The following is a 13,811-nucleotide window of genomic DNA, read 5'->3' on the forward strand; positions in this document are numbered from 1 at the left end:
AGTTCAGGGCTATCGGGCTTTTGGCTTATAGGGGTAAAAATCAGCGAGTCGCTCTTATTTCCGCTGTTTTCTAACTATTGGTAAGAAAAAGCTGGGCTAACTCAGCGTCTGCCAGTACCGCTTTAAGCGCAGGGTTATCCCCTTTCATTAAGTCTTGCATCATGGCTAAACGCAAATCATTCGGCAGTAATGGCATTTTTAAGAACGCCTGAATATTGGCGAGCTGATCCTTCTTAGGCTTAAGCTTACTTACCTTTAGGTAGTGATATAAGCGAGTACACAGGGTGGCGAGAATATCGACCCTAGGCACTGAACCACCCGCCACTTTTTCAATTTTAGGTGCTATCGACTTCGCAAAATCCTTGGCGTTCACTATCGCCTCGGGTGAGACCAACTTACTTAAGTTCTGCTCTACAAAGGCAATGAATGCGTTACAAGTGGTATCATCAAGGCAAGATCGCGCCAAAATATTCACCAATGGTAGCTCAGCTTTAAGATCGCTGATATTGGCGATACTGGTAAAAAATTGCACCAATGAACGCGGCGTTGTACGCTCGCCATCCACCAGCTCAGGATAGGTCAGAACAAAATCAATCCCGCGCGGGTCTACACCTGCGCCTTCTGCCCACAATGCCCATGCTTTCGCATCAAATTGCATCGTAATGTGCATCATACGCGTTAGCATTGCGTCATCCATTGGTGTCACCGAGTAATCACCGCCATCAGGGTTAGCGGTCAGTACGATGTGCCAATCAGAGGGTAACGTCCAGCTCACGAGTTCGTTGTTTTGTAACAACTGCATGATACCGCGTAAAATTCGCTCATCCGCACGGTTGACATCATCGATAAGCAAAATGCCCGGGCCGGCCTCTGTGGGTACCCAATGAGGTGGCGCAAAGCGAGTCACATCATTACCATCTTCTCCCTTGTCAACTTTCGGCATCCCCAGCAAATCACCCATTTCTTCAAACTGCGCAGGGGCAATGGCTCGCCATTGCATTCCTCTTTCCTTTGCTATTTGCTCGACGAGTTGAGTTTTACCAATACCATGGCGTCCCCAAATGCAAATCGGAGTGATATGCTGAGTATCATTTGACAATAGATGTTCAATAAATGCGCGCACTTCTTGTGCCTGGCAGCTCAGGCCATAGTATTGATATTGAGCTTTATTCATAAATAGACCTAACGCTTGGTTGCTATGGATGTGGGTATGATCATCGGAATGACCCGGCCAGAATGTTGAAGATGGTCAAAGGCTTGTTTACCTTCTCCACTGTGAATAAGCCAAAGCAGTGGCTTACGAGGCTTAACGGTGGGCGCTGACGCCTCGCCATCAGTAAAATAGATGGTGCCGTCAAACCGTTGCTGATTCGCTAATATAATAGGCTCATCAAAATCTGTACCGCCGCGACCGATAATATTCGACGGGGCGATTCCCCGGTATATGTATTGACGTTTAATCACAGTGTCACACTCGGCGATAGTGATTTCAGCGCCTGCACGCCAGATATGATGGACTTCTTCAAAAAACAGTTGTAACTGCTCATCATCGACACTGGCGGAGGTATCTACCGCCACCAGCAACCTTTGGTGAGGCTGGATCTTAATGCCTGGCGTCGTGCCGTAACGTTTCGATGGGCGGCGAAGGGTATTTTTGACTGATGTGCGACGGCTGGAATTGGCAAACAATCTCAGGCTACGGCGCCAATTTAATACCGGATTACGAGCGAGACGGACTTGTTCCAAGATAGCCACAATCGCAGCGGGTAAGCTGCCGATGACATGGCAAAGTTCAGTACGCTGAGCCGCATTTTCTAACTTGCCAATCAATTGCTGCTCTAGCAATCCTTGTTGCGCTTGCGTCTGACCGCACACGGCACCCCATGACTTATGCTGGCTCTGGTTAAGCTGAGATTCGGAAAAACAACTCTCTATTGGTAGAGATATGATCGCCTGATAGTAATAATTCACCTCACGAAAAGGCGCTAATCTTGGTTGTCCCTGCGTGTCTAAATATTGATTAACACCATCAAGAGTCACACTATGAGGAAGGAGCTGTACTGGCAATAAGTATTGATTAACGACTAAATCAGCCGCGAGATCAAAGCGGGATTTATCAGCATAGTTTCCTCGTTGAAAAATATGCCCGAGCACTAGATGAAGCGCTTCATGCTTCAACGCCCCCACTTGCTGTTGAGCGTTCAACGTCTGCCAATGTTCTAGATGGCAAACCAATTCCACATCACAAGTACCATGCAACCTTATCTCTAGCACGGGCTCAAAAAAGGAGTTAAGAGTTGACGAATTTATGTCGCCTTTAGTCAGTATCTGCTTTTGCAAACTCGCAAGATAATGACCGTAGAACGGCTCGCTGAGCATTAACGTAACGCTTGCTTTAGACAGTGAAGGATTCAAAAATAACTCTTATAACCATTTCATTTTAAAGGGATTATCCATATACTTCCGACTCCCGTCAATTGACGAGGCGTGGTGTTTTTTGATGTTAACCGTACGCTAACCTTATTCCAACCCAGAGCTAACTCTGCATTAATTTTGCGTTATCACCACGTTATTTCTTCAGTTTGTTTTGGTTGTTGTTTGCACTAGTCAAGTACTCTCTTTCACGTAACAGTAAGGATCATTCATGAGCAAATCCCGTTTATCTTTTCGTATTACAGAAAAGCTCTCTCAGATCCACCCTGATGTCGATTACTTAACTATTGACACTGATGAAAATATAATCAGTTGGCAAGCTATCGCCAATGCATTTCCCAACGTGACAAGCATCAAGATTTCCGAACTCGCAAAAGTGGGTGAGAAACATAATATCGATGCCGATTTCTTTAGTGCATTTCCCGCATTAGAACGCTTTATTACCGATTCAGACCAAGATCTTGATACTGACTTCACCGACGTTAGTGTCAACCTACTGAGCCAACTGTCAGAGCTAAAACTTGAGCTTTGTAGTAATACTGACTTGTCTGTTTTGGGATGTTTAGCAAAATTAAAAACACTGGAAGTAACAGTAAAAAGCCCCACTCTGCGCTTTCATGCCCAAGCAGAGTCTGGACTTGAAGAGGTCGCACTAACGCTGACTCATCACTGCCATGCGTTAGACATTGATTTAAGTACAGCGCCAATCAACACACTAAAGATAAAGCAGCGCAATCACTACCGATTAGATCAGCCGAGTGCCGTCACTATCGACACATTCGCGTTACCTGCCTGCTTATCTGAGCTGACTATCGATATCATGACCAAAGCAGCATTACCGCAAGATATGCTGAGTCATGTTTCGCAACTAAACAAACTGACGCTAGAACAACAAGGCGGCACTATCAGCGAATATTTATTGGGGGACGTGGCTCATATCACTCAATGCACGCTGAAATTAAAAGATATTACGACCCCAGTGCCAGCCAGCCTTTTCGCCAAGTTAGCCTCATTAACAACACTCAGTCTTGCTCTAGATAACACTCAACTAGAGCAAGATTTTCTACCGCAAGCGTTGCCCCTAGAAGAGTTCTATCTTCATTGTAAAGACTCCGATCTCACACCGTTACTGAATACCAACCTTCCTAAACTGCATACCGCTTGGCTGAATTGGCATCACGAGCAACTGCCTGTTTGGCTGGCACACAGCCCACAGCTGACTAACGTTGACCTGCTGTTCAATGGTGACATTTCAGCAATGCCTGTTCTGCCATCACTGACTCGTTGCACCCTGCGCGGTACAAAGGGCGACCAATTACCCGAAACACTCCGCCATAACGCCAATATCCATACGCTCAACCTGCTTAACTGTGCGTACCCGGCTCTGGGTGACATTAGCGCAATGACCGCGCTTGAAAATATCTGGATCCAACCTTGGGAAGATGACCAAGCATTGCTGCCAAACATGGCCGGGATCAGTGAGTTACCCGCACTAAAAACCGTGCGATTAGATATTATCCCAACACAGATTGACCCGATCTGGCTACAACTTGCGCCACAGGTTGAGCTGGACTTATGGCATCAACACCTCGCGACCGAATTGGCTATTTTGCGCAGCGCTAACCTACCATTTGAACAGTGCTTAGCATGGTCAAACACCTTAGTCTCGATCAATAAACCTGCTGAACTGCCTGCGATGCCCACTGAGTTTCACTTAACGCTAATGGCAGCCAAGTACAACCGATTCAAGGCGCAGCACAAAATATGGTTAAGACAAGTCGCTAAGCAAAGTGAACAACAAAAACCACTCGATAACCACAGCGTCATTTTCATTAGTGGTCGAAGTGCCTTTAAAGCCGCCGAGCTAAAAGCGAAATCAGCGGAGCTGGGCTTCACCCTCAGTAAAAAGCTCGATGCTAGTGTTAGCCATGTTTTGTTAGGTAGCGCGCCTAAGTCCATAGAATTACTGAATATAGACCGCCATTTGCTGATTGATGACACCAGCTTACAAACTTATTTCACCGCTGAAGCACCGAAGTTTTTACAACAAGCGGATGCAGGTGTTATGGGGGATTCCGTGTTAGCGATGCTGACCTCTCCTGATGAGGCATCTCATCAGGTCGCGGTACAAATGTTGGAACAAGGCGGTGTCACCGAAGCGATGCGTTTACCGCTATTCTTCATTCTAAAAACCACCTCAGACAACAAACTGCGCAAGCAGATTAAACAGCTTCTTGCTGGCATGGGCGATGAACCATTCCAGCTCGCAGTGAATGACCGCATTTTATTCAATGCTTGCCGAGGGCTGGATAAGTACGGTCGCCTTATGGGCCAAGGCGTGATGGTCGACAAGCTCAAAAAGCAAAAGAAAAAATGGGGTGAAGCACTGTGCAACCAGTTTGCCAAGTTGTACTTTGCGCGCTTTGGCGAAGGCTTGATTGGCCTCATGATGCAAAAAGAGACCTCTACCGAGCAACTTGATGCGCTCTCTACCTTAATCGACGGTGATTGTTTGAATTGGCGACGAGGCGCGGCTTTTGAGCAGATGCTGGCGCATTTTGACGAGCATTCCATTGCGCATTATCAACGCCATATCAATTGCAGCACAACGGTAAACTATGACAACTTACTGGGAGCGGCTAAGACGTATCTACCACAAGAACTCGCGCAAAATCACACCGTACTGGCACTGGATTTAGGTCATTGCCTGCTGGATGCGTTGCCTAAAGGGATTGAACATTATCGCCATATTCACCGGTTGAACCTGACTGGCAACGCGCTTACCAAGCTACCAGATGATTTTGCACTGTTTGGTGAGCTAGAAGAGTTGTCTTTGAGCCATAACCACTTCACCGCCTTCCCTGAAGTGCTGATGAAACTGCCGAATCTTAACCGATTGGATCTACGCTGCGCCCGCAAACCGGTCGCCTCTGATGACTATATATCTACCTACACCTATCAAGGCGGAACCAGTCGTGAAGGCGCTTATCGACCAATTCGCGCCCCGCAAGCATTTCGCGATGCTTTCCCTAACTGTGAAATCCTTGAAGATATTTAATCGTTTAAAAATAAAAGTTGAACATCATTTTTCAGCAGCGAATACCAAGAATATTAGGCAAAATAATGGGCATCAATAGCACCTTGTACCTTAAAGATAGTCACCTACCGCTGGACGCTTGTGTTCAACCTAAGGTGACCAAGATCTACTACCAAGTCACACACAACCATCCAGAATGGGCCGAATTGGCACGTAAATTCCCTAATTTAAAGGATTTGGAGTTATGTCACAAAGGCAATATCGCTAACCGAGTACCTGACGCAGCGCTATTTAGCTGCCTACCCAAACTTGAGTTTCTGAGTGCTCTTAATCTGCACCTGACATCAATGTACAAGCCGCCAAAACATAACAAGGCATTGCGTCATTTAACGTTGAGCCATTGCGAAGGTGATTCGCTACCATCCTGGCTGAAAACCCTACCAAACATGGGTGAATTAACGCTTAAGAAACCAAATCTCGTCTCTCTTGGCGATCTTAGTGCGTTGGCTTTTCTATCTAAAGTCAATCTAGAGCTACATCATTACGATAACCCCTATGATCTACCGATAACAAATTTCGACAACTTATTAATAGCGCCAGCCCTGCAGGAACTAGAAATAGAGCTGAGCCCGCACGTTCAAGATATGACCTATCTGGCACCGCTCGCCTGCTTGGTCGATTTGCCAGAACATATCACGTTAGCATTGCATGTTTCTTGTCGTATTGCTCGTAGTGATGAACTGAACAAACTCCTCGGAATACTAAAACACGCAGAGTTGACCGACGAGCAACGCCGCCGCTATTGGTTGCTGTTATTGGCAACCCCTAAGCCTAAGAATCTAGCGGCTGAAACGCTGGATGCGCGCTTTCATCTGACCTTTATGGAAGCCAAGTTCAATCCAGTTAAAGTCTTGGCGCAAGATTGGCTTCGCAAGCGAGCACAAAGCGATGTTGCACGTCGACCTTTAAGTTCTGATAGTGTGTTGTTTATCTGTGGTAAGAGCGGTTTTAAAGCGACGGAGCTGAAAGAAAAAGCCGCTGAGCTGGGCTTTGGTATCAGTAAGAAACTGGATAACAGCGTTACTCATATTGTTTTGGGCAGTAACCCTAAGCAAACCGCTGCCATTGATGTTGACCAACACTTGATCATCGACGATACGGCGCTCAGCCAATGGTTCAGTGCCGCTGCACCTAAGTTTTTGCAACAACAAGACGCGGCATCGATGCAAGGCAACGTGCTCGACATGTTGCGTTCTCCTGATGAGGCTAGTCATCTTGTCGCTGCCACTATGTTAGAGCAAGGCGGTATCACCACAGATATGCTGTTGCCGTTATTTTTAGTGCTAAAAACCACCGACAACAAAGCGCTACGCAAGCAAATTCAGACGTTATTGACAGGACATGGCGACAATGCATTCCAGCTGGCGGTTCAAGATAAGGTCTTTTTTGACGGCAAAATGCGCGGATTGAATCATCATGGAGAGCCACAAGGTGAAGGCCCGGTCTACAAAAAACTCAAAGGCTTAACTAAACGTTGGGGGAAAACCTTGTGTGATGAATTTTCGTTGCTCTATTTCAACCGTTTCGGCGAAGGGTTGTTGTGGTTGCTCGCTCAAAAAGAAGAATCTGAGGCTCGCGATATCGCGATTGCACAACTGATTGAAGGTGAAACACTAAATTGGCACAGAGGCTGCGGTTTTGCCCGTATTTTGGCGGCCAGAGGTGAGGCAGAGCTGGTCGATTGCCATTGGGCGCCAGAGATTTATCTAGCCAGAGAAGAACTGAGAAACGTCAAGACCCGCTTGCCAAAGCAACTTCCTCAGCAAAGTAAGATAACCACGCTGGATCTACACAACTGCGTATTGAAGGCATTACCTGTCAACATCGATAATTATATTGATGTCACCCATTTAAACCTACATTTTAACGTGCTTAGTACTTTGCCGAGCAAACTAACGGCACTGCAAAATCTGCAAGAGTTGGATCTGTCCTATAACCATTTCAACGAGTTTCCAGCCGAGCTGTTTAAGCTAAAAAACCTCAAAAGATTGGATATTCGCCGTGCCAGCGCGCCTTTATATCGTCACGGTTATGACCAACAACATGGTTATACGCCAATTCGTGCTCCGCAAGCGTTCCGTGATGCGTTCCCTGATTGTGAGATATTAGAAGACACTATCGACTCAATCTGAAAATCGAATAAGCACAAAAGCACCATAACACTGAATACGACCTGCGCCTTACCTCATAGGATATAAGGCGCTAAAAGGAACGAGCCAATGAGCCATGCTAAATTAACCGATGACGCACTTGATAAATTAGAAAACCAATATCCCGAGGTGACGTCTCTTGAATACTGTTGCACACACAAGCACCCAACCTGGGCACAACTCGCATATTCATTGCCCAATCTAACGCACTTGGATTTCGGTTATAAACACCATAGAGACAGCGATGCTACACCACAGTTAAAACTGGATGATGAACTGTTTACTCATTTCAACAAACTGGAAAGTATTGAAGGCAACAAATACTCTTTACAATTTACCAGTGCCGCAATTGCCTCCATGCAACAGTTACACACCATTAAGCATGCAATAACCGGTTCCCCAGAGACGCTGACTGCCATCGGCAAACTGCCAGCACTGCGCAAATTAAATCTCACCTATGAGGGGCATGCGCCGGGGTTTTTATGCGTCGAAAGCATCCAATTAGAGCAATGTAGAATCAAGCTCGAAGATGCGCGTCAGGTAGGCATTGACTTGACCCGCTCTGTATCACTCACAGACGTTGATATCATTAGTGGTATGCCAGGTTATGATGATGAACCTAACGTCCCATTAACGCTGTCACCACTGATGTTGCCACATTCTGTTCAAACGGTGAAACTTGTATTCAGCAATGAGACCTATCTGAACGGACCTGTATTTAGTGCAGGCACACAGGCTAAAGAGGTACATATTGAGTGCGACAACATCCATTTCGCACCTGAAGCGCTTGGCCATGCCGACAAAATTGATTGGTTATATTTTCGTACACGCCAAGCACCATCACTGCCTGACGATTTATTAACAAACATCAACACCATAGATTCACTTTGGCTGTTACCATATGAGACCCCTGCGCGTCTGGATGCCCTGTTAAGCAACCAAACAGCGGTACAAGATTTACATCTCTCCGGTGAGCGATTGAGCATTCAAGGCCCTATTGTATTACCCGCGCTGACTAGCGCTTCTATTAGTGGCTTATCTACTGCTGATCTTAATTGGCTGGTACATTCAACAGCGCTGACGTCATTAACAATCCAGAATTGCGGTGAGCTGGGTGACGCCGACATTCTGAGCCAGCTGCCTCAACTGTCGGAACTAAAACTGGGCCAATTTAATGCGCAAGCACTGCCATTGTCGGTACGTCAACATAACAACCTGACGAAACTCACCTTATACATCCCTACACTACAAGAGTTCGGTAACCTAGATGCAATGAGCCAACTCTGCGAAGTGAAAATATACGTAGAAGACGATCAATACCCCATCATGGAGCTACCTAAACTGGATGATCTTCACACTGCGCCTGCACTACATTCATTCATGCTAGAAGTATCAGAAAAATATAACCGCTGGGATAATGCCGCAAGTTTGGCGACGCTGTCTGAGCAAGTTGACTGCAAGATCAGTATTCCAAACCGAGAGGCCCGTGCGACACAATTAACCAAACAGCTAAGCATATTACAGCGCTCACCATTAACCGATGACGAAAAATGCCACTGCTGGCAGGTATTGCTAGGGGCGCCAAAACCGAAAGATCTTCCCACTGACACTGCTGTGTTAGGGGATCGATTCTATCTGACTTTCATGGAAGCCAAATACACCCCATTTAAAGCCTATGCCATTAACTGGTTACGTCAAAAAGCGATTTCAGCAGTAGAACAACGTCCACTGGGCGCTGACAGCGTGTTGTTTGTGAACGGAAAAATTCCATTCACCGCTACAGAACTCAAAGCCAAAGCCGACGAGCTTGGTTTCACCATTAGCAAAAAATTAACTGACAACGTCACTCATGTGGTGTTAGGTGCCAACCCTAAAAATACTGCCGCATTAATGGCTAACTATCTGTTCATTGATGACACCGCACTCAAACAGTGGTTCGAGCAAGCTGCCCCGCAATTTTTGCAAACTCAAGGCAGTGAAGCCATGATTGAGGGCGTACTTGCGATGTTGGATTCACCCGATGTTACCAGCCATCACGTCGCGGCTCAGATGTTGCAGCAAGGCGGAGTCACTGAAGATCTGTTCATTCCGCTGTTCCTTATTCTGAAAACCACCAGTGACAAAAACCTGCGTAAAGAGATAAAAAAACTGTTAGCAGGCTACGGCGATGAACATTTCCAAGTGGCAGTACAAGATCGGATCTTCTTTGAAGATAATCTTCGCGGTGTAGATTGGGAAAACACACCGACCGGTGAAGGCCCAATGTACCAAAAACTCAAAGGGCTACCGAAGCGCTGGGGTCGCGAGTTGACTATCACGTTTGCTAAAGCCTATTTCGACCGATTTGGTGAAGGTTTACTCTGGATATTGGGTCAGAAAGAGGAATGTACACAGCGTCAGGCCATTATTGCAGAATTTATTGAAGGCGAATGCCTAAACTGGCACAAAGGCTGTGGCTTTACACGTGTACTGGAAGGGGCTGATGAAGAGCGTCTAACTAACTGCCAGCGTTATCCAGAAATTTATATGCAATACCAATATGAATTGGGATCGCCAAAAACACGCCTGCCCGCACAGCTACCTGCGACAAGTAAAATAACTGAATTGGATATGCATAATTGCTATTTAGGTGAGCTGCCTGCAAATATTGAGCATTATGTGGATGTCACTACGATCAATTTGCACTTTAACCATCTATCTAAGCTGCCAGCGAAAATGAGTAAACTGAGTCAGCTTGAAGCGCTGGATCTGTCATATAACCATTTTGAAGATTTTCCTGCGGTGCTGTTTAAGCTGAAAAAACTGAAACGATTGGATCTCCGTCGTGCAAGTAGACCACTGTCTCACGGTTATAGTCAGCAGCATGGCTATAAGCCAATTCGTGCGCCACAAACATTCCGTGATGCCTTCCCTAACTGTGAGATTTTAGAAGACGCCATCGACACCATCTAAAAAAAGAAAAAACTGATTAAATCATCATGCCTTAAGTCGCCTTAATATATACGGCTTAAGGCATACTAGGAACGATCCAATGAACTTTGCCAATTTATCGTTTGATTCACTCGAACAGCTTGATTCCGTACACCCTGAAGTCACTCACCTTGAATACGAGTGCATTGAACCACATCCAAGTTGGGCGCAGATAGCACAAGCTTTCCCCAATGTGACACGACTAGAAATTGCCTTTGCCCGCAGAAGACGCACTATAAACAAAATACCGCGACCATTAGACGATGAACTATTTCGCCATTTCAAGGCATTGACGCGTTTAGAGTGTAGTGGTAGCCAATTACAGCTAACGGCTGCGTCCCTCCCCGCGATGCAGCAATTACAGAAGATTGCTTATGCGGAAACAAGATCACCAGAGACACTCACCGTCATAGGCAAGCTACCGCATCTAGAAGCATTGCAACTCGAATATCAAGGCCACCAAAGCGGCTTACTTTGCATTGAAAGTCCGATATTGCAGGAATGCAACTTAAGGTTAACCAATGTGCAAGAGGTTGGCATTGATTTAACACGAGCAATATCACTCACCGACATCACCCTACATAGTGGTACGACACATAGCGATGAGCCAAGCGGCCCAATGACGCTGTCAGCATTGATGCTGCCAAGCGCGATCAAAACTGTCGAATTATCATTAAGTAATGAAGTTTATCTGCACGGTCCCCTGTTTTGCGCAGGTACCCTGGCGGACAGAGTGTACATTGAAGGCAAGAATGTTCATTTCATGCCCAATGCACTAGGCCACGCCGATAACATAAACTGGCTCTGTATTCAGACCCGACAATCGTCTCCGCTACCTGACGATTTACTGGCAAATATTAAAGTGATTGAATCGCTCCAGTTATCACTGCTGGACTCCCCCGTTCGACTTGACAACCTATTAAGCAAACAAACGAAGTTACAGTATATAGACATAGATGGGCGTCAGTTAAGTGTACAAGGGCCACTACGGTTACCCGCACTCACTCAAGCTTTAATCCGTGGTTTACCCATGGCAGAACTTGACTGGCTAGCGCACACGACTGAACTGGCCTCGTTATACATCAGCCAGTGTGGCGCGTTCGGTGATGCTAACGTTCTGGCTACGTTACCCCAATTAACCACGTTGGATCTAGACCACCTTACTGATCAGCAACTCCCTTCAGTGATACGCCAACTCAATACGCTGAGTGAACTTACGTTAACCGCCCCAGAACTGAGCGAACTCGGCTGCCTCAGCGCGATGACCGCTCTTTCTACGATCAGTCTTCGCTTAGAAAAGTATCGCTACCCTGAGTTAACGCTACCAAAACTGGATGACCTTAGTTCAGCTCCTGCCCTGACTACATTCAAGCTGGAAGTCCATAATAAGCACAGCCTATTGAATAATGCTGAACACTTAGCGTGCTTACCAGAACAGGTTAACTGCGAGATCAACATTGACGGAAGCGAAGCCCGCGCCGCTCAGTTAACAAAACAATTACGCATCGTACAGCTGGCACCATTAACGGATGATGAAAAACGTCACTGCTGGCGTATATTGCTCAGTGCCAATAAACCGAATGATCTGCCTGTCGATCCTACGGTCTTAGGTGATCGCTTCCACTTAGCCTTTATGGAAGCAAAATACACCCCGTTTAAAGCACATATCATCAATTGGCTACGTCAAAAAGCCGAGGATGCGGTTACACAACACCCTCTTGGGACTGACACTGTACTCTTCATTAATGGCAAAAGTGCTTTTAGCGCAACAGAGCTAAATGCCAAAGCCGAAGAGCTTGGTTTCACCATCAGCAAAACGCTAACCGAGAAAGTAACCCACGTATTGCTCGCTGCGAACCCTAAAAACACAGTGGCGTTAAGCGCAGATCACCAGCTCATTGATGATACCGCACTCAAACAATGGTTCGATCAGGCCACGCCACAATTTTTACAAGTACAAAACAACGTACCAATGGTCGACAACGTGCTCGCCATGCTTAACTCGCCGGATGCCTCCAGCCATCAGGTTGCGGTACAAATGTTACGGCAAGGCGGCGTGACCGAAACGCTCGTCATGCCACTGTTCTTTATTTTAAAAACCACCAGCGACAAAGGCTTGCGAAAAGAGATACAAAAGCTACTGGCGGGTTATGGCGATGAGATCTTTCAAGTCGCGGTACAAGACCGAATCTTCTTTGAAGATAATCTTCGCGGTGAAGACTGGCAAAATAAACCTACCGGTGAAGGCCCGATGTATAAAAAGCTGAAGGGGTTACCTAAGCGTTGGGGACGCGAGTTAACCATTCACTTTGCTAAAGCCTATTTCGACCGTTTTGGTGAAGGTTTACTTTGGGTTTTGATGCAAAAAGAAGAGTGCGCCCAGCGTCAGGCTATTATTGCAGAGCTCATTGAAGGTGAATGCCTAAACTGGCATAAAGGCTGCGGGTTTGCGCGCATGCTTGAAGGGGCTGATGAAGAACGCCTGACTGACTGCCACGCTTCGCCAGAGATTTTCATGCAGAACAGCCATGAACTTGATAGCGCCAAAACGCGTTTGCCTGTTGAGTTACCTGCAACACGTAAAATCACTGAACTCGACATGCATAACTGCTTCTTGGCCGATCTACCCGCCAACATTGAACACTATGTCGATGTTACTAAGCTAAATTTGCAGTTTAACCACTTGTCTAAACTGCCAGCGAAATTGAGTCAGCTGAGCCAACTTGAAGAGTTGGATCTCTCTTACAACCATTTCACCGAGTTCCCTGCGGTGCTGTTTAAGCTCAAAAACCTCAAGCGACTCGATCTTCGCAGTGCCAGTGAGCCTTTATATCGCCACGGTTATGATCAGCAGCATGGCTATGAGCCTATTCGTGCCTCACAAACATTCCTCGATGCCTTCCCTGATTGTGAGATTTTAGAAGACGCATAAACCAGTGCCTTTGCACATATAACGCGACACCATGAAGAACGGGCCAATGGCCCGTTCTTTCCCCCTGCAGCGCCTTCCCTCACGAAGTGACATAAATAATTGATTCAAAATAGTTTAAAAAGAAAATGTTATACGGTTTTTTGTGTATTTAGCTGGAAAAGGAAGAATGCTGTTTAATACACTGTTATGTGCTCAGAGCAAAATAGCCCAAACTATGGAGCAGTGTTTA

General features: G+C 46.3%; 6 protein-coding genes. 4 read left to right on the top strand and 2 right to left on the bottom strand.

The features are described 5' to 3' along the window. Window positions 1-70: 70 nt before the first annotated feature. Window positions 71-1,174: an AAA family ATPase gene (locus tag L4D12_RS12925; RefSeq protein WP_428448259.1), complete on the bottom strand. Its 1,104-nt coding sequence runs from the start codon at window positions 1,172-1,174 to the stop codon at window positions 71-73. Between the two features lie 8 nt (window positions 1,175-1,182). Then, window positions 1,183-2,415 (bottom strand): vWA domain-containing protein, encoded by a 1,233-nt coding sequence (locus L4D12_RS12930; protein ID WP_428448260.1) that lies wholly within the window; start codon window positions 2,413-2,415, stop codon window positions 1,183-1,185. 229 nt (window positions 2,416-2,644) lie between these two features. Here L4D12_RS12930 and L4D12_RS12935 point away from each other — a divergent pair, with 229 nt between their 5' ends. From L4D12_RS12935 to L4D12_RS12950, 4 genes are all read left to right on the top strand, one after another. Next, window positions 2,645-5,491 carry a leucine-rich repeat domain-containing protein gene (locus tag L4D12_RS12935; protein WP_428448261.1) on the top strand — a complete coding sequence of 949 codons (2,847 nt, stop codon included), beginning with the start codon at window positions 2,645-2,647 and terminating at the stop codon, window positions 5,489-5,491. A gap of 65 nt (window positions 5,492-5,556) precedes the next feature. Continuing rightward, the gene (locus tag L4D12_RS12940; RefSeq protein ID WP_428448262.1) at window positions 5,557-7,662 is read left to right on the top strand and encodes a BRCT domain-containing protein; all 2,106 of its coding nucleotides are present in this window, start codon (window positions 5,557-5,559) and stop codon (window positions 7,660-7,662) included. Window positions 7,663-7,749: 87 nt separating this feature from the next. Beyond that, window positions 7,750-10,632 carry a BRCT domain-containing protein gene (locus L4D12_RS12945; protein ID WP_428448263.1) on the top strand — a complete coding sequence of 961 codons (2,883 nt, stop codon included), beginning with the start codon at window positions 7,750-7,752 and terminating at the stop codon, window positions 10,630-10,632. 79 nt (window positions 10,633-10,711) lie between these two features. Next, window positions 10,712-13,582 carry a BRCT domain-containing protein gene (locus L4D12_RS12950; RefSeq protein WP_428448264.1) on the top strand — a complete coding sequence of 957 codons (2,871 nt, stop codon included), beginning with the start codon at window positions 10,712-10,714 and terminating at the stop codon, window positions 13,580-13,582. Window positions 13,583-13,811 lie beyond the last annotated feature (229 nt).

The sequence above is a fragment of the Photobacterium nomapromontoriensis genome (assembly GCF_050336815.1).
Taxonomy (GTDB): Bacteria; Pseudomonadota; Gammaproteobacteria; order Enterobacterales; family Vibrionaceae; genus Photobacterium; species Photobacterium nomapromontoriensis.